The following is a 22,865-nucleotide window of genomic DNA, read 5'->3' as shown; positions in this document are numbered from 1 at the left end:
GTGAAACGGCAAATACCTCCGTTTCAGTCAACCTGTAAACTTGTAAACCTGTTAACTTGTCAACGTCTTCTTACTTCGCACTTCCTGCCTCCTGCTTATTACTTACTACTTACGACTCTCTCCGCCAGCTCTAAATTCAACGCTCTTACTTCTTTCAGCACAATCTGTGCAATCATACGGGCGCCGAGTTCGTTGAAATGGGTGTTATCTTCTTTACCCTGCGGGTAATTGGGATGTTCACCCGGTGCCAGGTGATTGAATAATAACTTTGATTTTTCAACACCCCAGGCCTGCAACAGCTCCTGCCCTTTTTTATCAAGGTCGATCAACGGTACATTATTCTCTTTTGCCACCTTTTGCACGATCTGCGCATATACGTCGTGCGTTCCTTTTACATTTCCCAGCGAATCGAACAGGCGGCGCGCTACCGGCGTTAATAAAACCGGAATGGCTTTTTTGCTGCGGGTGTCGGTTATATATTTTATCAGGTTCGTTTTAAATTCCTCTTCGGTGGTATAGCTTTTCTTTGTTTTTACTTCGTCGTTATGCCCAAACTGTACAAACACATAATCACCTTCCTGTAAAGCATCAACCACCGGCTGCCAGCGGTTCTCCTGCATAAAGGTTCTGGTGCTGCGGCCGTTCTGCGCCCGGTTATCGATCTTTACGGTGCTATCGAAGAAATATACAAAGGGCATACCCCATCCGGTTTCGGGATATGCTTTTGTTTCTTTTACCGACATGGTTGAATCGCCGATAAGCCATACCGTTATTTTTTTCTTAGGCGGATTCGCAAAAGCTGTTATTAATGCAATTACTATACTGATGGTTCTGATCATGTGCTTACGTTTATAGTTGATAAGTTAACAGGGTAACAAGTTGACAAGGCAACGGGTTAACTTATCAACTTTTCAACTTTATCAACTCTTCAACTAAACTATTTACATACACCTCCACATTCGTATACTCCTTACTCAGCGTATAAGCTGCCGCGTCAGCAGCATCATCCGGATTTAATTTATGGGCAGTTTCCCATTCATCGGGCATGCCATCCTGGTCTTTATCGGCCGGGGCCGGTAACGACTTCAACGCAGGCCAGGCGTTCACCGTGGCTTCGTATTCAGTACCATGCGGATAACCGCCCTGTACATCAATAAAGTCGCCTTTACGACGTACCACATCGCTGATGATGCGCTCATCGAGCGCATCTCTTTTTGGCAAACTGCAACCTGCCGAAGCCAGCACCAATGAACAGGCATCTTTGGCCGGTTGGGTTGTTACCGGTACTATGGTAAAAGGCGAAGCGGCTTTTGCCTGCTCAACATCATCGGTATTTTTTTCGCCCATAATTACACCGGCCCAGTTGTTTTTGCTTACTTCGCCCGACCCATCAACATAATTGCCATCCACATACCATTTTCCATATGGTATTTTGGGTAGCTTGTTCCAGGGGTTCACTATCTGAAATTTTCTTTTTTCACTGGTAGAAGGTCCGCATTTGTAAAAATTGTTCACGATATTATAATTACCGCCTTCGCCGGCATACACGTTATTGCCGCCCCAGTTATAAATAACATTATTGCGGTAATCGACATTCTCTTCGGGAATATTCCTGATCCCATCAAAGCGGGGATTGCGGCTGTTGCAGTGCGCAAACAGGTTATGGTGGGCCGACAAATGTTTACCGCCCCAGATACCGCCATAACCGTGGTGTTCATAGTCTTTATCGCCTGTTTCGTAATGATAACTGTAATTCAACGGCTCCGAAATCAGGTTCCATTGCAGCGTGGTGCTGTCGCCGCCATACACCGAAAATGCTTCATCGGTGCTCCAGCTCATGGAACAGTGATCAATGATGATATTCCTTCGTCTGGTTCCGCCAAAAGCGTCATCGCCGCCATTGCCATCTACCATGCCGCCTTTTTGGTTTTTATCACCCATTCTGAAACGCAGGTAACGAACAATGATATTATCGCCGGCTAACAATACCGGGTAATCGGCCAAACAAATACCATCGCCGGGAGCGGTTTGCCCGGCAATAGTTATATTTCCTTTTATGTCGAGCTTCGACTGCAAATGAATAGTGCCCGATACCGCAAACACCACTATGCGCGGATCTTTTGCCTGCACTGCCTGCCGAAAACTTCCCGGGCCATTATCATCGAGATTGCTAACGATGTATACTTTTCCCCCACGGCCGCCTGTGGTGTATTGGCCAAATCCTTCAGCACCCGGAAAGGCGATGGGTTGTGCCATTGCGCCCGATGCCATAGCATAGCCTGCCACTATCAATGCCATTCTTATGATCTTCATTAGCCTCATCATTATCTCTATGTTTTTATTACAAATCACTTTCCTGCGTGGGACCCATTGCCTATTGCCCATTGCCTACTGCCTGTTTCTTACTGCCTCCACCTCGGATCACCACTGGTTGATTTACCGGCGAAGGAGGCATCCTTTATGGTAAAGTTGCCATTGGCCGGGTCGGTGAACAGACTGGTGCTTGCTGCGCCATAATCTGTTATGCCCGAAATAGCGCTGGCAACAAATGCCGCATCGGATGTTTTATAACAATTGGAAAGCGAATAAGCTGTACCGGCCCGTATGCCGCGTGCCGTTCCTGCAGCCGACAGCGTTTTACCCACAATATTATTATTGAACGTAAACGAAGTGGATATTACCTGCGCATTGTAATCAATTAAATAACGCGTATCTCCAACAACATTATAAAAAGTATTATTCTCAACCTGCACCGTTTGTGATGGTGTAACACTGTGTAATATCAGGCTATACCCAATATTGTAAAAGGTGTTATTGGTTAAAATTATATTATTGAATTTGCCTATAACTCCGGTTCCTGCACAATGAATAAATGCGTATGTACCGGTGGTTGCGTTAACGCCAATATCATACACGATGCATTTATCAACCGTTACCTTGCCAATGGTAATGACATTGGTGCTCTGCAAACGCAGGGGCGAGTTGGTTAAATTGCGTATGATGCAATTTTCAAAAATGATCTCGTTAGTAATATTAGCAGTGCTTTGGTTAAAAATATAATTGCGCTTGGTTAACGAAGGATCGGCATTCTGATAACCGGTTATATCAAGGTTTTCGAATTTAATAATACCGGCAGTGGCCGATAATGTAAACCCGTTAAAAGCAAGAATGGGTTTATTCGGCCCCAACTGACCCCATATAGTAAATGAAACGCCATCGGGAATAACGATCGGATTATCTGTGGTGTACTTTGTTCCCTGCAGCAACACAAACTCGGTTCCCGAAGTTACATTTGCAATCATGGTGGGCAGGTCGTCTGTTGCCTGCACATACACTACATTCGTACCTGTTGGTAAATCGGTTGGCGTGGTAAAAGTAATAGTGCCCTTTAGTTTGGTGCCGGCATAAATAGTAGCTGTATACGAAGTTTTTGGGGTAAGTCCCGTTATTTGTTTTTGACCGGCAGCAGCATCTGTAGCATCAAGCGTTATATCGGTTGCAGATCCGCCGGCGGGCGTAAGCGTAATTTTTGAAACACCTGCTGTTAATTTCCACCTCAGCCACACGCTGTTATAAACAAGGCCTGTATCGGCAATCGGCAAAAATATCTGCTCGCCGGTGATAGGAACAAAACTGCTGCTGTATACCCATTTCGAATCATCTGAAGGCGCCAGGGCATTGGCCTTTATACGGGCAAAATATTTTTGTTTTATGCCCAGCTGGTTATCTGTTACGGTAACCTTTGTTGAATCGGTTACTACCGAATATGCCGCAGTGCCTTGAAAAGCAGAATCGGCTGATATTTCCAAAGTGTATTGTACATCTTTACCGGTAGTGAACAACGAAGATTTCCATTGCAATATCGCCGATGTTTCGCCGCTGGTAACGGTAATATCACCGGGCATAAACAAACGGTCGGGTTCAAAACTGCTGTCTACCTTTTTTTTGCAGGCAACTGTTAAGAGCAAACAAATCGCCGCAAGCATTACATGATAACTGAATTTATATGGCAATGTTTTCATAATAATAATTGTTTGTGTTACGCAAAATCAATATCCGTAATCCTGACTTAATTTAGGGTTCGCATCAATAGCAGTCTGCGGCAATGGCAGCAGTTCGCTTTTGCCTGCAGTAAAATTCGAAGCCAGGTATTGCGTAATGGTTGTTGTGATACCCGATCCTATCCACGACACCGATGAAGTATAACCTGTAGGTGCTGAAGCGGGCGCCGGATAATAAAACGAATTACCCCACTGCATAGATGTTACGCCTGGTTTATAATACATGGTGGTTGGTAAATTATCATAGGGCGCCAATTTGTTAGCCATAGCTGTTAAGGAAACCTTTACGGCATCGAGCCGTTCCTTCAGTTTATTCCAGCGCAACAGATCGAATTTGCGAATGCCTTCGCCGCCAAACTCCAGTTGCCGCTCGTTCATAATGGCTGTAAAGAAACCGGCATAGTCAGTTGGAATGGTGCCTATAAGACTGGCATTGTTACCATAAGCGCGTAAGCGTACCTGTGTCAGCGCATTTTTGGCAGCAGTTGTTGGACCGTTGTTCAACTCATTTTCGGCTTCGGCAAACATCAGCAATACATCTGAATAACGGATCAAAGGCCAGTTGGTGCCAAAATACTGGGCTGCAGAAGTGGTAATTGAATTCCAGTCGCGCCGGAACTTACCATCAACCATGGTTTGCAGTGATCTTGCTTCGAGTGTTAAGCCCAGCAGAATATTATAGGGCGCGCAGGTAACATCACGGCGCGTGTCGGTTGAATCGAATGAATAAAAATAAGTGGGTAATATCGTCAGCGCACCATTGCCGGTTCCGTTGTAACGCGGACCGTTATAATACCCCAGTTTGCTATCGCCAAAACTACTGCTGCCGCCGCTCATGCCTACTTCCCAGATAATTTCGCCATTGGGTTCTTCTTTATGGGCGCCGATGGCATCTTTAAACACCGACTGAAAACTCGCATTCAGCTTGTGCTGACCGCTTTCGATAATCTTCTGGCATTCGTCGCGCGCAATCTGATAATACGTTTTATAATCGGCAGAGCGCTCCATGCTCTTACTTTTCCGTAACGAATACCCACCCCTGAACAAAGCAATGCGTGCCCGCAATGCCCGTACGGCCCCCTGTGATATTCTTTCGTTGGTAGTACCACTCGATGAACGCCAGGGCACCAGGTCGGCAGCTTTGCCCAGATCATCGATAATTACATTATAAAGGGAGTCGCGATCGGTTTTTGCTTTAAACAGATCAGTTTCCAGGGAAGATGGCTTAAACTGCGCAGGAAGATCGCCCCAGTTGCGGATCAGCTCCAGATAAAACTGGGCGCGTAAAGTAAGCGCTTCGCCATACAGCTTTCTTAATTGTGCCTTTTCGGTTTCAGTACCCCCGGTGTACTGGCTCATTAAGGGAATATTGTAAATACAGATATTGGCGCGTTCAATGCCCTGATACATCTGATTATACGGGCCCGCCAGCTGGGTGTTACCGGCTGTGGCATTATAACGTGCAATGTCTCTCCGTTCTCCATCACCGGCTGCACCGCCCTGCCCCATCATTTCATCATTATCATATGGATAGTACATGCTGATACGAATACCGTATCCCTGATCGCCATCCAGTGCGGCGTAGGCCCCCAAAACCGACTTTTCGGCATTGGCAACATTACTAAAAGTATAATCAGTTCCAAAAGAGGAAACGGGTTCAACCCCTAAATATTTTTTGCAGGAAGTAACCGAAAGCATTGCTACCGATACAAGTCCGGTTGCTATATATTTTGAAAGATTATTTACTCGCATTGTTCTTCGTATTTAAGGTTATAATGACAGATTTACGCCTACAATAAACGCACGGCTGCGTGGGTATGCCGAATAATCAACACCGGGTGTTAACGGCGTGTTTCTGCGTGTATTCACTTCGGGATCATAACCCGAATAATTAGTGAACACATACAGGTTGTTTACCGTGCCATAAATTCTGAAGTTATTGATCTTAACCTTATTTAACCATTTGCGCGGAAGCGCATATCCTAATGTAATATTATTGATCCTTAAAAAGGAGCCGTCTTCAACCGCCCATGAATGCACATAAAAAGAGCTGGCGCTGCGCAGGGGCTGCCATATGCCGGCGTTGGCGTTTAAAGTAGCCAGGGCCACGGGGTCGGTGACTACGACGCCATTTGCATCAATCGTTTTCCAGCGATTGTTCATGATGGCCAGCAGGTTCGAATTAGGAGTGTAGCCACTGGTAAATTCCAGCTTATTGGCATTGTATACATCGTTGCCCACCTGAAAGTTTACAAAAACACTCAGGTCGAAATTCTTATACGAAAACTGCTGGTTCAGCCCGCCAAATAATTTAGGTTGTGTATTGCCGATAATAGTACGGTCGTAATCTGTAGTAACCTTTCCATCGGGCTTGCCATCGGGGCCGCTGATATCTTTAAACTTCAGCATACCGGGAGCAGGGGCTGTAGCTGTTACATCAGCATTTGTGGGCACACCTGATTTTAAGGTGTATGTGCCATTGTTATAATCAAAATCATCAATTGTATAATAACCATCCGTTTGGAAGCCCCAGATCATGCCCACTGGCTGTCCTACACGAACAAGATAATCTTTAGGCATGGTGCCGCCTGCCCATGCCGACGAGGTCAGATATTGCGATTGATACGTGCCCAGTTTTTCGACGCGGTTTTTATTAATTGAAATATTGAAGCTTGCATTCCATTTAAAGTTTTTATTTATAACCGGTGTTCCGGATAACTGAACTTCCACACCTCTGTTCGTAGTAGAACCAACGTTCTGTATCTGTTCAGTATAGCCCGAATTCGAGGGTACGGGTACATTAACCAGCAAATCTTTTGTTGAGTTCCTGTACACATCAACCGATAAAGACAAACGGTTGTTGAGTATCGACAGGTCAACACCGAGGTTACGCGCAATGGTAGTTTCCCATTTCAGATTTGGGTTGGCCAAACTGGCAGGACTATACGCAGTGATCAACTGATCGTTTACACTATAATATACATCGGGGTTAAACTGTGTGAGGTACAGAAAATCATTGATACGGTTGTTACCTGCCTGACCATAGCTTGCCCTGAATTTAAGATCGTTGATGCCCGGCAGAAACTCCTGCACAAACTTTTCTTCACTTGCCCGCCAGGCAAAAGTGGCTGATGGAAAATAACCCCAGCGGCTATCTTCTGCAAATTTCGAGGAACCGTCGGCCCGCATCGTAAAGCCAAAAATGTATTTTCTGTCGTACGCATAATTCACTTTACCGAAAAACGAAAAAATGCGGCTGGGCAATTCGGTCGTAACAGGCAGCAGCGTGGAACCTCCCAGGCCCATGTTGCCAAGCGCTTTGTTGGCTGTAATACCCACCGGGAATAAACGCGATTCAATATAAAGCTTCTTGTAAGTTTGCTGATACAATTCCTGACCTACCAGCACATCGAGGTCGTTCTTTTCACTGAACCTGCTGCCCGACTTTTTCATTGTAAAAGTAAGTACGTTCGAATTGTTCAGAATATTCTGACTGATGGTAGTAATATTGGCCGTTGGCATATTACTGTTCTGTTTGGCAATAGCTGTAATAGTGTCGTTAAAAGCATTCTGGCGGGTATTGGTAATGTCTACCCCCAGGGTTGATTTAAAAGTGAGGTATTTATTAAACGTATAAGTAAAATAGCCGCTGAAGTTGGCTACCTGATTGAAATTCTTCCGGTATTCGGCATCGTTTAGCAATAAAGGGTTGATCAATGAAAGGCTGTTGCCGTTCGTTTGTAAAGCATAATCAGGATCATAGTCATTCATATCCTGCCCGTTCATTAATATGGGCCGGTATTTTATAGTTTGCCTTAACCGGTTGGTACCTGCAGAGCCGTCGCTCGACGTACCGGCGCCGTTTACTATGGTACTATTATATCTTACGGCTGCACCAACGATCAGTTTTTTACTTGCGTTGTGGTCGAACTTAAAGTTAATCAGCTTTCGATCGAAATCAGAATTGAGCATTACGCCTTCTTCTTTATTCGAGGTAACACTCAGGTTAAACCGGGTAGTGGCCGTACCGCCCGTGAGGCTTACATTATGTGTTTGCATCAACGCCCTTCTTCCAAACATTTCTTTCTGCCAGTCGGCCATGGGCGCTTTTTTATACAGGTCAAGATCTTCCCAGCGGCCATAGGTATTTTGAAAATCAGTACGGTCCTGCTGGCTGCCTCTTGATCTTTCGTACTGATATAATACAAAATCATACGGACTCATAACTTCGAGCTTATTGGCCAGCTTGCGAATACCAGCCATGCCATTGTAGTTCACTACGGTTTTCATTTCGCGGCCGCCTTTGGTCGTAATGATCACTACACCGTTGGCGCCGCGGGCGCCGTAAATAGCAGTTGCCGAAGCATCTTTTAAAACATCGATCGATTCAATATCCTGCGGAGCCAGTATCGATAAGGCGTTTTCGACCTGTATTCCATCAACAATATAAAGAGGTGAATTATCCTGTGTAATTGAACCGCCGCCGCGCACCCTGATCACAGCCTGTGCATTGGGCGAACCTTCGGAAGTGGTAACCTGTACACCTGCCAGCCGGCCTGTTATGGCTTCTGCAGCAGAGTTAATAGGAACATCTTTCAAATCGCGTGAGCCTACCGAAGAAACCGAGCTGGTTAAATCGCGGCGTTTTACCGTTTGATATCCCACTACCACCACATCATCGAGGTTCGAGGGAGCCTGTTCGAGGCGAATGGAAACGGGCGTGTTGGGGTCGGCTGTAATTTCGTATATCTTATATCCTGTAAAAGATACAACCAGCGCAATTTTTCCGGTACCGGCAACACTTAATGTGAAATTTCCCGACGCATCTGTTTGCGTTCCGTTTTTGGCGCCTTTCACTACCACGCTTACCGAAGCGAGTGGCGCACCTTTTTCATCGGTAACAGTTCCTTTAATTTGTCGGGTTTGTGCAAAAAGAAAGAATGGAATAATAAAAACCAGGACAACCAGCAGGGGGCATCTCTTATTCATATGGCGACTCATTTGGGTTCTCGATAGATTCCGGATAATCCTTAACCAACCGGAAAACGGGTTTTAAGTATAAGCAATCGTCTGATAGCAATCGTCAGCAATAGCAATCTGATGTCAATTCTAAATAGAATATTTGTTAAAAACACATTATATGTAGGCATTTTTCTATGCAATCGTTCCCGGTAACGAATGCAAAAACAGAAGTCGGAAGTCAGAAGTCTGAAATCAGACTGAACCTGTGAATTCATCAATTGTTACACCGGCACAGGCCGCGCCTTTTTCATCGGTGACCATACCTTTAAACCGGCGGCTTTGCGCCAACGTAATACATGGAACAATTTGAAATCCTGGTGATGGAACGCAGTAGCTATCACCGGGAATTGTAGGGTAGCAGTTATTTAGAGGTGGATGAATCAGGCTTTCACTGTACGATTTCTCTTTATGTATCCTTTGTATTAAAGTAGACATAAAAAATGTAAAAAATACTGCTTTGGAAATGCCTTTTTCTATGCAATCGTTCCCGATATCGATCTCAAAAAAGCATTATAACCAGCCTGTTAAAAAAAAGACTATTTTTATCTGCAGTTTGTTGCCACCACGTGAAATTTGAAACTGTAACCATAAAAGATATTGCCAGAGCGCTGGGACTTTCTACTTCTACCGTATCGCGAGCTTTACGGGGGAGCTATGAAATTAGTCCCGAAACAAAAAAACTGGTACTCGAGTACGCCGAAAAGATCAATTACCGGCCCAACCCCATTGCATTGAGCTTAAAGGAACGGAAAAGCCGCTCCATAGGAGTTGTGGTCAGCGAGATTGCTAATACGTTTTTCTCACAAGCAATTAATGGTATTGAATCTATCGCCTACAACCGGGGTTACCATGTTATTATTTCCCAAACCCACGAATCGTATGAACGGGAGAAGGTAACTATTCAACACCTGGCTTCCCGGTCGGTAGACGGATTACTTGTATCACTCTCAAACGAAACCACCGACCTTTCGCACCTGAAGCAGCTGCACGAAAAAGGATTGCCCGTGGTGTTCTTCGACCGAATTACCGACGAGATCAATACGCATAAAGTAACTGCCAATAATATAAAAGGATCTTTTGACGCCACCCAGCACCTGATCAATAAAGGCTTCAGGCGAATTGCTCATATTACCAATTCGGCCAACCTGAGCATTACCAGGGAACGGTTGAAGGGTTACCGCGATGCGCTGGAAAAGAACAACATTCCCTACGACGAAAAGCTGATCCACTACTGCTACCATGGTGGAATGATTTACGCCGAAATAGAAGATGAGATTCGAAAAATGCTGAGCGCCGGCAACAAACCTGATGCCCTTGTAACCGCCAGCGACCGCATTACCACTTCGTGCATGACGGCCCTGAAAGCCGCCGGCAAAAAAGTGCCCGACGATATTGCCCTCATCGGTTTTACCAATACCAATATTGCCGATTTATTTAACCCGCCATTATCTGCCATACGCCAGCCGGCGTTCGACATGGGCCAAACGGCAACCGAATTGCTTATTCAAATCATCGAAAGCAAACGCCCGGTTACCGATTTTGAAACGAGAATACTCGATACGGAGTTGTTTACGAGAGAATCTTCACAGAAAGCGATTTAGAGATCTATTTTTTTCGATTTCGGAATTTAACACACGGCCTGGTGCTCAGACCGGATTGAGCAGGAACTCCCCGCAAAGTGATTTTTCGATTTATTGATTTAGAGATTTTGAGATTTAATTGAGTTGTAGCTATGGAAGAAATCGCAAAATCTAAAAATCCCAAAATTCAGCAATAAAAGATCCTGGCCCCGCCCTCTGGAACGAATTGACCTTGTGTAATTCTTCTCCCAACCTTGCGTAATGCTTGTGCGATCCATGTGCGATCCTTGTGTCAAAACAGCTCTTTTACCAATGAAGCGCACATGATTCGCACATGGTTGACACAAGGATGAGGCTATTCACCCCAACTTTTACCGAAGCCCACCACATTTTTTGGTAAGGCTCACCACAAATGGCTGAAACCTCATTTACCGGCAGATTATTTTTGTATTGTTCAATTAAAACTTATTGGCCGGTAAATTTGCTCTTTGACAAACTGATTGCTGAAAACATTCAAAAAAATTACATGTCTGAATTGAATACCGTACAGGTGAATATCGAAAACCTTACCTCGCTTTGGAAAACGGCAGCCCAACCGTTTGGTGCTTACCGCAGTAACCCGGTTTACCATTACTGTGATGTGGCTGATTCGGATTGGCCCAACCGGTTGTGGTTTAATGAAGATATAACTGCCCATTCATTGGAAGCCGGTTTAAAAATTATTCCGGCGGCTTCAACGAAGTTTCATTTACCGTACTGGGATATTTATGGCAGTAAGTCGTACGAAATGATTGAAGCCAAAGGATATCCGAAAGTATCTGAACAGGCCGGCAAGTCGTTACAACTGCAGCAGCCGTTTGCACTAAAAAACAATTTACAGTATAAAGAAGTAGCAACAGCTGCGGAAGCTGAATTATGGACGAGCCTGTTTCAGCAGGCATTTGGCTACCACATCAGCAGCGCTATTCTTTTACACACATTGCAGCACATTCATTATTTTATAGCTTATTATGAAAGCCAACCTGCCGGCACTGCTATTTTATACAACACCGGCAGTGTTAGTGGTATACATGCCGTAGGCGTTGTGCCCGATATGCGAAGAAAAGGATTTGCCGAAGAGATCATGAAATTCATTCTTAATAAATCAATTGAATCGAATGCTACACACGCCACATTACAGGCATCAAAAATGGGAAAAGACCTGTATCTGAAACTGGGGTTTAAAGATGAGTTTGTGATTAAGAATTATAAGGTGAGAGGGTAGCAAAATCTGTTGCAGGTTGCAGGTTACAGGTTACAGGTTTCAGGTTCCAACCGATTCCCGGGCATGAAACATATACATATGTAAAAAAACGGTAGCGGCCCCCTGAACCTTGCAACTTGTAACCTGAAACCTTTAACTTCATATATGCTTTCTTCTGAACAAATCAAACAACTGGTTGCCAAACAGGCGGCACAACTGGTGCAGAATAATATGACCATTGGAGTAGGTTCAGGATCTACCGTATACTGGCTGATTGCCGAACTGGGTGAACGTGTAAAAAATGGCCTCTTCTTCAGGGCCGTTCCCACATCAAAAAAAACCGCCACACTGGCTGCACAGCAAAACATTCCCCTGGCCGATCTAAATGATGTAGACAGGATCGATCTTACCATCGACGGGGCCGATGAAATTGACCCCCAACTACAGTTAATAAAAGGCGGCGGCGGCGCCTTGTTGCAGGAAAAAATGGTAGCCGCTGCATCGCGTGAGTTGCTTATTATAGCCGACCATACCAAACTGGTGAACCAGCTGGGCAAATTTCCATTACCGTTAGATGTGATTCCTTTCGGATGGAAACAGGTGCAACGTCACATGCGCGAAACCTATAATATTGCAGCCACTCTTCGAATGAATGGTAATCAGCCCTTTGTTACCGATCATGGCAATTATATTCTGGATTGTCCCTTTCAACACATCGAACATGCCGATGTATTAACCTACGAGCTCAATGCTTTTCCCGGTGTAGTTGAAAACGGCCTGTTTATCAATATGGCCGAACTGGCATTGATCGGGTTTCCGGATGGGAAGACTGAAACATTGCACAAATAGTTTGTGGTTTGAAGTTTATGCCCGCCCGGATGACCCGGTCGGACGGGGTTTGTAGTTGCTGCCGCGCTTTGGAAAATCATTATTACCTCCCGGCACCTAAAAATTGTAACAGCATCAAAATCGCACAGTATGATTCACCGAAAGAACCACAAACTACAAACCTCAAACCATAAACTGCTTTGCGCGAATATCAGTTGAAATTTTCGTAATTTTAACTATATCAGATTCCCATGCTCAAAAATAAACTAAATGGCTCCGACCATTTATATCTGCAGATTGCCGAAGGATTGGAAAAAATGATCCATAACGAAATACTGAAGATCGGCGATAAGCTGCCTTCGGTTCGTATGCTTAGCGAAGAATATGGCATCAGCATGGGCACCGCCTTTCAGGCTTACTATTATCTCGAAGGAAAAGGATTGATCGAATCGCGTCCTAAATCGGGTTACTACGTGCGGTTCAATCAAAAACGCTTTCCGGGGCTACCCGCTTCGCCCAAACCCGAAACACTCACCGACAGCATCAGCGTTGAGGAAATGATAACCATGGTGTTCAAAAAAATGAGCACGGCCGATATAACCAATCTGGCCATGGCAGCCCCTGCCATGGAATTGCTGCCCACAGCCAAACTGAATAAATCAATAGTACATGCTTTTCGCCATTCGGCCACCAGCTGTATTCAGTATGAAGATATACAGGGCAATGTTGATTTGCGTAAACAGGTAGCGCGACTGGCATTTAACTGGGGTGGAAAAATAAATGCCAACGATGTAGTAATCACCGCAGGTTGCATGGAGGCATTATCGCTTTCGCTACAGGCAGTAACCCGCCCGGGTGATACCGTTGCTATTGAAACGCCTACTTTCTTCGGCATATTTCAGGTTATGGAAAGTTTGGGGCTGAACGTGGTTGAAATACCAACCGATACCATAACAGGCATCGACCTTAATTACCTTGAAAAGGCTATTAAAAAATCGAACATCAAAGCCTGCGTGTTTGTTCCCAGCTTTAACAATCCGCTTGGTTGCTGTATGCCCGATGAAAATAAAAAAGCGCTGGTTGAACTGATCACACGCTACCGCATTCCGCTTATTGAAGATGATATTTATGGCGAACTGTATTTTGGCCATCACCGTCCGCGTTGTTGCAAAACGTATGATAAAGAAGGATGGGTGCTGTATTGTGCATCGATAAGTAAATCGCTGGCGCCGGGCTATCGCATTGGCTGGACGATCCCCGGCCGGTTTAAAGAACAACTGATACGTTTAAAAATGCGGCATACCATTACCGGCGTTACTATAACACAATGCGCCATGGCGCACTTCCTGAGCATCGGTCGTTTTGATTATCATCTTAAAAAATTACGCACCGCATTACATACACAACAATTGCGGTTCGTACAGGGCATACTCGATCATTTTCCGGCCGATACCAAAGTATCGCGGCCACAGGGTGGTTTTGTATTATGGCTTGAGCTGAATAAAAAAGTGAACGGATTTCAATTATACCAGGAAGCGATGAAATACCAGGTATCGGTAGCGCCCGGCCGAATATTTTCAATGCGCGATCAGTACAGCAATTATATACGAATTGGCTATGGCCGGCCGTGGAACGATGAGGTGGAGAGAGGTGTTAGAATTATAGGAAATCTTGTGAAGAAGATGAGTTAAAACGGCAAATGAATATCGAATATTGAATTTTAAATTTTGAATGAAGAAGTGAATACAGAAGAAATGAAAAATGATAAATAAAGAATGTTAAATGTAAAAGTGAAAGACAAATACACGGGTTCTTACTTCGACATTCTACATTTAAAATTCGATATTCAATATTTTAGTGCTCGAAAAAGGCTTCTATATCAGCATTGGAATTGTAATTGCGGAAAACGTGCTGACTGCGAACGGGTAACCGAAGCGTACAGCCTTCGTCGAGAATGGCCTGCAGACTGTAATTCTTTAACCGGCCGATCATAATACGGCCTGCAACTTTTTCCATTCCGGTACGAGTATATAAACCACAAAACGGCTGGGCGAAATCAGCATCCTGGTATACATAAAAATCGTATTGATTATCGCGGATGTATTCCTGCAGCAGGTTGTCGATCGTAATAGCATCAAGATCGAGCATATCGCAGGCAAGCAACAACAGATCTTTATCGGGAAATTGCTGGTGCACACTCAGCAGGCCTTTTAACGGACCTTCCACTTCGGCATTATCAACCACCAGCAGCTCGGGCGAAATTTCTTCAATATAATTAAGCACCTGCTGCTGATTTACCGAGTATACAACGGGTATATGAAACATGGCCAGCTTTTCGTGCATATGTTTTGCCCATATCGTATTACGAATAGGCAACAGGCCTTTATCAGCCCCCATGCGCCTGCTTTCGCCGCCACATAATATTACACCTAACAAATTTTCCATAATTAATTTTCAGGGATTGATAAATCAATCATGTATTTTTCGATCTGCATGGCCCAGGCTTTTACCCGGCGCCACCACATCGCGCACCATTTGCTTCAACTCTTTTATTTCGGGGAAACCACCGGCCTCTTTTCGGTCAAAAATCTTCCGGTCACCTATGCAAATAATATACCGGCCACTTATTTCACTGGGTTGAATTAACACACCCTGCAGTTCGTCTGTAAATGTAGTTAATAATTCCTGCGCCATATACGCCGCACGCAGCAGCCAGCCGCATTTTGGACAGTATTCAATGGTTATCGTGGGTTTCATGAAGCAAATATAAGGGAAGCAGGCAAAAAGGCAACGAGACAGAAAGGTACAAGGCGCAAGGTTCAAGGCACCCGTGCTCTGGCGCAGAAGATTCAGCGCCCAAACGGCAGACAAGCAGAGCGTAGGGCGTATGGCATCTACCTTATGCCAGGATTGCGCATCTGTGCTATGGCGCTGAAGCTATGGTACAGGCACTTAATGATTCAGCGACACGCTTATGGTGAACAAACAAGGCTGAAACCGCCCTCCTTCGCTAAAGCTTCGGCTGACAGGCAAGGTTCAGGGCACCTGCCTTCGCATTTACGCACCTGAGCTATTGCGCAGGCGTCTGAGCCTTCACCAACACGCGAACGACGATCAAGCATGGAAAGAAAAAAAATGTTAAAAGTTGTGAGATGTTGAAAAGTTGATGAAGTTGAAAAGCTAACAGGTTTAAAAGTTGAGAAGGTGATAGAATTGTTCAGGGGACAAATAAAGCAGGCAGTGATCTTCGGGACTTATAGTCTGCCACTGCATTTCGGGACTTGCAGTCCCGAAGTTATATGCTGTTGCCTTTGGCAACGAATTAAAGTGGCCGAAGGCCACAAAATAATACGGCGGGGCTGCAAGTCCCGCAGAGCATAGCGAATTAAATAATGATACTACGGAACTTGCAGTTCCGTAGAGCGTAGAAATCTATTAACAGCTATACTTTAATCGCTTCGGTTTCCAACAACTCAAAATCATCTTTGTTTGCTTCGCACACAGGGCAATGATAGCTTTGAGGCAACTGCTCAAAAGATGTACCGGCGACAATATTATTGGCAGGATCGCCATACTGTTCGTCGTATACCGTAAAGCAATGCTTGCACTGGTGCAGCACAGGTTGCTTCGCCGAAGTTTTTACCGACGTGTCCTGCACTATCTCCTGCCTGTATACGCTGTGCAACACTTTATCGGCTTCGGTAGTGAGTTCGTAAAAATATTTGCACAACGAAATAAGGTAAGTGCCCAGCTCTTCCTTCTGCACGCCCTTGCGAAACAAAATATATTCCCTTGAATTGGGATTAAAATCTTTGGTGTATAAAATATCATACCGGTTCATGGCCGCACTTTTATTACGGCTCGAATTGTGCTGTTTGCTGATCACAACAGCGCCAAACAATCCGAACAAACCCGATTGCAATTTTGTTTTGATGGCAAAACAAAGTCCGTGCGTACGCACATCGTCCTTATCAAACTGACGAATGATATATCGTTTCAGATTCAAACCTTCTTCATTCAGATCTTCTACCTGCCAGTTGAGCTCATTGGCGGCATGATGCACGTTGATACGGTATTTGCTCAGTACATACTCCCAGGCCTTACGATCGTTTTGTGCAATACCTTTTACGATCAGCGATTTCCACGGCGTGGTATACAATTGTCCTACTTTGGTTTTCAAACACAACGAGGCAATATCTTTCAAAAACGAAACAGGAAAACATTCATCACGGCGGTAAATACCCAGCCATGTTTTTTCGCCATAGCGGTTAAACCCTTCGTAATAGGGCAAAGCAAAATCGGGCAAACTTAATTCGGCAGTAACCGGTTGCGTTATAAAATTCTCCCGGCTGTGCACCATGTTATACAAAGCATCGCCGTCGGTGAGCGTTTTATTGGCCACAATCATTTCCTCTAACAGCCGGCTTATACGGGGAATATCATCTGAATAAATCAAACCTTTCCAGCAATATATAATGGTGGTTTTCGGAAACCGGATGTACAAATACCAATAGTTGTTCACCGGCGATGAAACAAAATTGAGGTTACCGGTAAAGAAGGGTATGAACGACTGATTGGCATCTACCAGACTTATTTTTATTTTTGGCCTGAAATCGAACAACTGCAGAATATCTTTATACACGCCTTCGCTTAACCAGTTGGCATTCTGAAATACATCTTCCGCCACATACGAAGTAAGAATGTTCGGATGCTCATCGCGGCTGGCTTCGTAAAAAACACCCAGCTGATCGAGCTCTTTCAAAAACTCCTTTACATTGGCATTATCGGCCCGGCAATACATTTGCTGACGGTTGCCAAACTGCACCTGCTCTACTCCGCATCTTTCAGCAGCTTCCATCCAGGCATACAAATCACCGGCAGCTACGATGCCACCGGGCAGGTTTATTTTTATATGATGATACTTCCTCATTTAAATTCTAAGTTTTTAAGCACTCTAATTAAATGGTTCGATGGTTTTATTGTTTGATGGTTATTTCCGCGAATCCAACAGTCCGCCAATTATCAACAACCTTAAAATTCAGACACCCAGCCATCAAACCATTAAACAATCCAGCCATCTGTCAATCAACATTTATCTATTCACCATTGACCATTCACCATTGACCGTATTCAGGGTTTCCTCTAAGATCCTTTGCACTTCGGGCCGGCACGAACCGCAACCTGTTCCGGCGCCGGTTACTGAACATAACTGTTTAAAGTCGGTGCAGCCTTCATTGATTTTCATCTTCAAATTTTCACTGCCTACGTTATTGCAACTGCATACCAGCTTCCCTAATACAGGATCGGCCTTTTTTCCACTGCGCAACAACTGTAACCTTTTTTCATTCAGCTCAATTTTATTGGCAATCAGTTCCCTGAATTCCTGGAACTCGCTTTTATCACCAATTAAAATGGCACCTACCAACCGGTCCTGGTGTATAATACATTTCTTATAATACCGTTTTGCTTTATCCAAAAAGATGATCTCTTCGTAATCCTGTTCATTGGGGCATTCGGGTATACCTATGCTGCACAGATCAAACCCATGAATTTTGATAATGTTCATGAACAAACTGCCGCCGTAATAGCTGGCAATATCGCCCTGCAGAAAACGGGCTACCACATGCGCCTGTTGCTCTGCCGCTGCGGTAATACCATACAATGTGCCTTCAAATTCGGCTATTTCGCCAATGGCGAATATATTGGGATCGCTTGTTTGCAGTCTTTCGTTCACAATTACGCCACGCTGACAATGCAAACCGGTTTCTTTGGCCAGTTCAATATTCGGCACGGTGCCAATGGCAATTACAAGGGCGTTGCAATCAATTTGCTTTCCGCTTTTTAAACGAATACCCGTTAATTCAGTACGACCATAAAACAACTGCACTTCATCGTCGTAATAAATATCGCAGTGCTGATCTACCATTTCTTCGTGCAGTAACTGGCTACCCAGGGGATCGAGCTGACGGTCTAGGAAGCGCGAAATACGTTGCACAATGGTAATTCGTATACCAACTTCACGCAAAGACGCAGCCATTTCAAGACCCAGCAAACCACCCCCAACAATAACTACATGTCCATCGGCAGGTACATGTTTTTTAAATTCATCGGCATCGGTACGGCTGCGCATGGTAAAGATCCCTTTCAGCGAAGGCACATTGCGGGGAACTGCGGCCCGGCTACCGGTGGCCATGATCAGCACATCGTAATAGGTTGTGCGCCCGGTTGAATCGGTAACACATTTATTTTCGCGATCGATCTTTTCAATGCTTACTCCTTTATATAAACGGATATTATAACCAGACTCTTCCGATTCCTTCATTTTAATTAACTGCTCCCAGCTTTGTACACCGCTGATATAATCGGGCAGCATAACGCGATTATAAAATGGAAAGTTCTCTTTGCTGAAGATCACCAATTCATCTTCGCGGTTCAGTTCGCGGTACGATTTCACAAAACCGAATGCACCGGCGCCGGCGCCAATGATCACAATGCGCTGGCGGGGCTTTTTATACGGCTGCACCTGTACCGCACAGAATTTAAAATCAGGCTCTTTCGATATAGGGTCAATCAAAGCACTGGTAACATTATTGGCGCGGTTGAGATCGTTATTTAAGATCTTTCCCCAGTGCATGGGCAAAAACACAACGCCGCGTTTGATAGAAGCCGAAACGCTTGCCTTAACCCGTACTTCTCCCCTGCGCGAACTCACTACAGCTATATCGCCGTCTTTCAAATGCAGGCGGCGGGCATCTTCGGGATGTATTTCGAGAAATGCCTGCTGAATATGCTGCTTCAGCTTATTTACTTTACCGGTTTTGGCCATGGTATGCCACTGATCGCGTATACGGCCGGTAGTTAGTATAAACGGGAAATCACCATCGGGCTTTTCACTGGTAATATCATCGGGAACCGGATGAATGACGGCTTTGGTTGAAGGGGTATAAAATTTTTTGTTGGTAAACAATCTCGCAGTACCGTGGCCGGTTTCCCCTTCGGGAAACGGCCATTGTACTGTTTTTTTAGCCTGAATTGTACTATAGCTTAAACCACTAATGTCAATATTGGTGCCTGCTGTCAGCCGTGCATGTTCATCATAAATGGCCGAAGCATTGGGAAAATCAAAACCATGAAAACCCATTTTTTGGGCAAAGCGGCAAATGATCTCTGCATCCGGCAATGCTTCACCGGGTGCATCAACAACTTTATTCAGGTAAGCAATACGTCGTTCCGAATTGGTCATGGTGCCCTCCTTCTCCGTCCAGGTGGCGGCAGGCAAAATCACATCGGCATACTTCAGGGTTTCGGGGCGGGTGCTGATATCCTGCACTACCACAAACTTTGCTTTCTTCAATCCTTCTTCGGCCACGCGTACATTGGGCAAACTCACTAACGGATTGGTACAAATGACCCAGATGGCTTTTAAACGGCCGTCGTTCAAAGCATCGAACATTTCGGTGGCAGTTAATCCTGCCTTTTCTGAAATATGGGTACCGCCCCAGAATTGCTGTACTTCGGCGCGGTGTTTGGGATCGGCGAGATTACGGTGCGCCGGCAACATATTGGCCAGGCCACCTACTTCGCGGCCGCCCATGGCGTTGGGCTGACCGGTTAATGAAAACGGACCTGAACCGGGTTTGCCAATATGGCCAGTGATCAGGTTCAGGTTAATCAAACTCAGATTTTTATTTACACCAACGGCGCTTTGGTTCAAACCCATCGTCCACATGCTCAAAAATCCTTTGGCATTGCCTATATGGTGTGCGGCCAGGCGAATCAGGTCTTCACTTACACCGCAAATTTCAGCCGCTTCCTGCAGTGTTCTTTTAAAAACGATCTCTTTATACTTTTCAAAACCTTCGGTATGGTTCTTTATAAAATCAACATCGATATCACCGTTCTCTATCAATACTCTTCCTATGGCATGATTTAAGGTAATATCAGTGCCGGGGTTCAGTTGCAAATGCACATCGGCCAGGGAACAGGTATCGGTTTTACGCGGATCGGCAACGATGATCTTTACATTTGGGTTGGCAGCTTTGTGCGCCTCAACCCGCCGCCATATGATGGGATGGCACCAGGCAGGATTAGCGCCGGTTACAAAAAAGCAATCTGCCTGCTCTATATCATCGTAACAAACAGGCACACTGTCTTCGCCCAGCGACATTTTGTAACCAACCACTGCACTGCTCATACATAAACGCGAGTTGGTGTCAATGTTATTGCTGCCGATAAATCCTTTAATCAGTTTATTGATAACATAATATTCTTCCGTTAAGCATTGTCCCGATACATAAAAAGCCACAGAATCGGGGCCATACTTTTTGATAAATGTTTTAAATACTGCGGCAGTACGGTCAAAAGCTTCATCCCACGATACACGTTGCAGGGGCATGTTTTTATTGTAGCGCATCTGCGGATACAATAACCTGTCGCTTTTATCATTTATGGTATAATGCAGGTTCAGGCCTTTACTGCAAAGCATGCCTTTATTAACCGGGTGTTGCTTATCGCCTTCTACCGAAATATTCCCTTTTTTATCTTTATTCACTACCACGCCGCATCCTACGCCGCAATAACAGCACGTGGTGGTAACCGAACCGGAATTTACATTACTCATGATTATACTTATTAGATACGGACCCTAAGAAAATATTGAATATCGAATGTTGAATTTTGAATGCCGAAGTATAGCGTTTTTGTATTCGTCTTTCACTTTTTCATTTAACATTTCTTATTTTTAATTCTTAATTCCTTCTGTATTTCCTTCGACATTCTACATTCATTATTCAATATTCATCTGTTTAAAACTTATGCTCTTGCCAACGCTGCTTCGTCTTTCATTTCCGTAGCAGTTTCTGATTTCTGCGCGTTACGTAAATGGGTTAACAAAACCAGCACGCCAACCACCGCAACGCCAATACCTATATAATAAAAGGCCTGGGCATAGGTGATGTTTTTCGATTTGAATAAAAAGCCTACCAGCATGGCGCCAATATTTCCACCGGCGCCCACAATACCGGCAACGCTTCCAATAGCATCTTTATTTACAAATGGAACTATCGAATAGGTTCCGCCGTTAGCCATTTTCAAAAACAGGGCAAATAACAACATCGAAACAATGGCCATGGTTAAGGTACCTGCATTGGCAAACAGTATAATGCCCATGCCTTCCATTACCAGAAAACCGGCCAGCAATAAGCCTTTTCCACGCAGGCCATAGGCTTTGCCTACTTTATCGCTGATGATACCGCCGAGGGCGCGGGCAAACAGGTTCATAAAACCAAAAACGCTGGCCAGTGCACCTGCCATAATAATGGTAGCCTTAAAATTGTCGACGAAGTAAGTAGCCGCAACGTTGTCAACGGTAATTTCAATCCCAAAACAGGCGGCATAAGCAACAGCCAGTATCCAGGTTCTGTAATCCTTTAAAGCCATTACAAAAGTGCCTTTCTTCTTTTCCTTCGCCTGGCGTTTAATTTCATTATAGTTACCGGCAGGCGTATCTTTCGTAAACCGGTAGTAAACAAATGACATAATCAATAAAATAGTGCCGGGCACTACCATGGCGATTCTCCATGAATTGGCTTTGTCGATATAACCTAATCCAACAAATGCGGCAGCAATTAAAGGCATTACCAGGTTGGTAACACCGCCACCCAGGTTACCCCATCCGCCGGCAACGGCATTGGCAGTACCTACCACATTGGGGGCAAACATTACTGAAGTATGAAACTGGGTTATTACAAACGAAGCGCCTATGATACCGATAATAAGACGGAACAGTAAAAAGCTTTCGTAGCTATGGGCAAACCCGATACATATAACCGGAATTGCGCCAATAATCAGCAAAATAGTGTACGACAATCTGGGACCCAGGGTATCGCATAAGCGGCCAATGATCAACCGCGCTATAATGGTAGCCGATACAGATGCAATGGTAATATTACCTACCTGTTCTTTTGTTAAATGCAATTGTTCGCGCACAAGCGGCATCAGCGGTGCAATACCAAACCATCCGAAAAAGCAAAAGAAAAAGGTAAGCCAGGTAATATGGAAGGTACGCATCTGTATTCCTTTACCCGAAAAAATGTTCAGCTTAGCAAGCGGTTGACTCATACTTCAGAAATT

General features: G+C 44.7%; 14 protein-coding genes. 4 read left to right on the top strand and 10 right to left on the bottom strand.

The features are described from left to right. Positions 1-98: 98 nt before the first annotated feature. The 5 genes from AC59IL_RS33260 to AC59IL_RS33240 form a co-directional block, all read right to left on the bottom strand. Entirely contained in the window at positions 99-839 is a 741-nt protein-coding gene (locus tag AC59IL_RS33260) for a rhamnogalacturonan acetylesterase (RefSeq protein WP_496556573.1), read from the bottom strand. A 64-nt stretch (positions 840-903) separates the two neighbouring features. Next, entirely contained in the window at positions 904-2,325 is a 1,422-nt protein-coding gene (locus AC59IL_RS33255; protein ID WP_496556572.1) for a pectate lyase family protein, read from the bottom strand. 77 nt (positions 2,326-2,402) lie between these two features. Beyond that, the gene (locus AC59IL_RS33250) at positions 2,403-4,022 is read right to left on the bottom strand and encodes a DUF5123 domain-containing protein (protein WP_496556571.1); all 1,620 of its coding nucleotides are present in this window, start codon (positions 4,020-4,022) and stop codon (positions 2,403-2,405) included. A 27-nt stretch (positions 4,023-4,049) separates the two neighbouring features. Beyond that, the gene (locus AC59IL_RS33245; protein ID WP_496556570.1) at positions 4,050-5,813 is read right to left on the bottom strand and encodes a RagB/SusD family nutrient uptake outer membrane protein; all 1,764 of its coding nucleotides are present in this window, start codon (positions 5,811-5,813) and stop codon (positions 4,050-4,052) included. Between the two features lie 18 nt (positions 5,814-5,831). Next, the gene (locus AC59IL_RS33240) at positions 5,832-9,050 is read right to left on the bottom strand and encodes a SusC/RagA family TonB-linked outer membrane protein (RefSeq protein WP_496556569.1); all 3,219 of its coding nucleotides are present in this window, start codon (positions 9,048-9,050) and stop codon (positions 5,832-5,834) included. A gap of 599 nt (positions 9,051-9,649) precedes the next feature. On the opposite strand from AC59IL_RS33240, the gene AC59IL_RS33235 reads away from it, so the two are divergent. From AC59IL_RS33235 to AC59IL_RS33220, 4 genes are all read left to right on the top strand, one after another. Continuing rightward, entirely contained in the window at positions 9,650-10,684 is a 1,035-nt protein-coding gene (locus AC59IL_RS33235) for a LacI family DNA-binding transcriptional regulator (protein ID WP_496556568.1), read from the top strand. Between the two features lie 505 nt (positions 10,685-11,189). Further along, positions 11,190-11,927, top strand: coding sequence for a GNAT family N-acetyltransferase (locus tag AC59IL_RS33230; RefSeq protein ID WP_496556567.1), 738 nt, complete (start codon positions 11,190-11,192; stop codon positions 11,925-11,927). A 144-nt stretch (positions 11,928-12,071) separates the two neighbouring features. Further along, complete coding sequence (gene rpiA, locus AC59IL_RS33225; RefSeq protein ID WP_496556566.1) at positions 12,072-12,755, top strand: ribose-5-phosphate isomerase RpiA; 684 nt, start codon at positions 12,072-12,074, stop codon at positions 12,753-12,755. 230 nt (positions 12,756-12,985) lie between these two features. Beyond that, complete coding sequence (locus AC59IL_RS33220; protein WP_496556565.1) at positions 12,986-14,425, top strand: aminotransferase-like domain-containing protein; 1,440 nt, start codon at positions 12,986-12,988, stop codon at positions 14,423-14,425. Positions 14,426-14,588: 163 nt separating this feature from the next. Here AC59IL_RS33220 and mobA read toward each other — a convergent pair whose 3' ends face one another. The 5 genes from mobA to AC59IL_RS33195 form a co-directional block, all read right to left on the bottom strand. After that, complete coding sequence (gene mobA, locus AC59IL_RS33215; RefSeq protein ID WP_496556564.1) at positions 14,589-15,179, bottom strand: molybdenum cofactor guanylyltransferase; 591 nt, start codon at positions 15,177-15,179, stop codon at positions 14,589-14,591. A 24-nt stretch (positions 15,180-15,203) separates the two neighbouring features. After that, entirely contained in the window at positions 15,204-15,491 is a 288-nt protein-coding gene (locus AC59IL_RS33210; protein ID WP_496556563.1) for an Rdx family protein, read from the bottom strand. A gap of 685 nt (positions 15,492-16,176) precedes the next feature. Beyond that, positions 16,177-17,664, bottom strand: a complete 1,488-nt coding sequence (locus AC59IL_RS33205; protein WP_496556562.1) for a rubredoxin — start codon at positions 17,662-17,664, stop codon at positions 16,177-16,179. Between the two features lie 162 nt (positions 17,665-17,826). Next, positions 17,827-21,354, bottom strand: a complete 3,528-nt coding sequence (locus AC59IL_RS33200; RefSeq protein WP_496556561.1) for a molybdopterin-dependent oxidoreductase — start codon at positions 21,352-21,354, stop codon at positions 17,827-17,829. A gap of 191 nt (positions 21,355-21,545) precedes the next feature. Further along, the gene (locus tag AC59IL_RS33195) at positions 21,546-22,853 is read right to left on the bottom strand and encodes a NarK family nitrate/nitrite MFS transporter (protein ID WP_496556560.1); all 1,308 of its coding nucleotides are present in this window, start codon (positions 22,851-22,853) and stop codon (positions 21,546-21,548) included. Positions 22,854-22,865 lie beyond the last annotated feature (12 nt).

Source organism: Niastella sp. sgz303648, from assembly GCF_059587045.1.
This window is presented reverse-complemented; position numbering and strand designations above follow the sequence as displayed.

Excerpts from the sequence above, each read along its gene's own strand:
- mobA (WP_496556564.1), bottom strand. The coding sequence starts at position 15,179 with ATGGAAAATTTGTTAGGTGTAATATTATGTGGCGGCGAAAGCAGGCGC.
- AC59IL_RS33240 (WP_496556569.1), bottom strand. The coding sequence starts at position 9,050 with ATGAATAAGAGATGCCCCCTGCTGGTTGTCCTGGTTTTTATTATTCCA.
- AC59IL_RS33260 (WP_496556573.1), bottom strand. The coding sequence starts at position 839 with ATGATCAGAACCATCAGTATAGTAATTGCATTAATAACAGCTTTTGCG.
- rpiA (WP_496556566.1), top strand. The coding sequence starts at position 12,072 with ATGCTTTCTTCTGAACAAATCAAACAACTGGTTGCCAAACAGGCGGCA.
- AC59IL_RS33220 (WP_496556565.1), top strand. The coding sequence starts at position 12,986 with ATGCTCAAAAATAAACTAAATGGCTCCGACCATTTATATCTGCAGATT.
- AC59IL_RS33195 (WP_496556560.1), bottom strand. The coding sequence starts at position 22,853 with ATGAGTCAACCGCTTGCTAAGCTGAACATTTTTTCGGGTAAAGGAATA.
- AC59IL_RS33200 (WP_496556561.1), bottom strand. The coding sequence starts at position 21,354 with ATGAGTAATGTAAATTCCGGTTCGGTTACCACCACGTGCTGTTATTGC.
- AC59IL_RS33205 (WP_496556562.1), bottom strand. The coding sequence starts at position 17,664 with ATGAGGAAGTATCATCATATAAAAATAAACCTGCCCGGTGGCATCGTA.
- AC59IL_RS33245 (WP_496556570.1), bottom strand. The coding sequence starts at position 5,813 with ATGCGAGTAAATAATCTTTCAAAATATATAGCAACCGGACTTGTATCG.
- AC59IL_RS33230 (WP_496556567.1), top strand. The coding sequence starts at position 11,190 with ATGTCTGAATTGAATACCGTACAGGTGAATATCGAAAACCTTACCTCG.
- AC59IL_RS33250 (WP_496556571.1), bottom strand. The coding sequence starts at position 4,022 with ATGAAAACATTGCCATATAAATTCAGTTATCATGTAATGCTTGCGGCG.
- AC59IL_RS33210 (WP_496556563.1), bottom strand. The coding sequence starts at position 15,491 with ATGAAACCCACGATAACCATTGAATACTGTCCAAAATGCGGCTGGCTG.
- AC59IL_RS33255 (WP_496556572.1), bottom strand. The coding sequence starts at position 2,325 with ATGATGAGGCTAATGAAGATCATAAGAATGGCATTGATAGTGGCAGGC.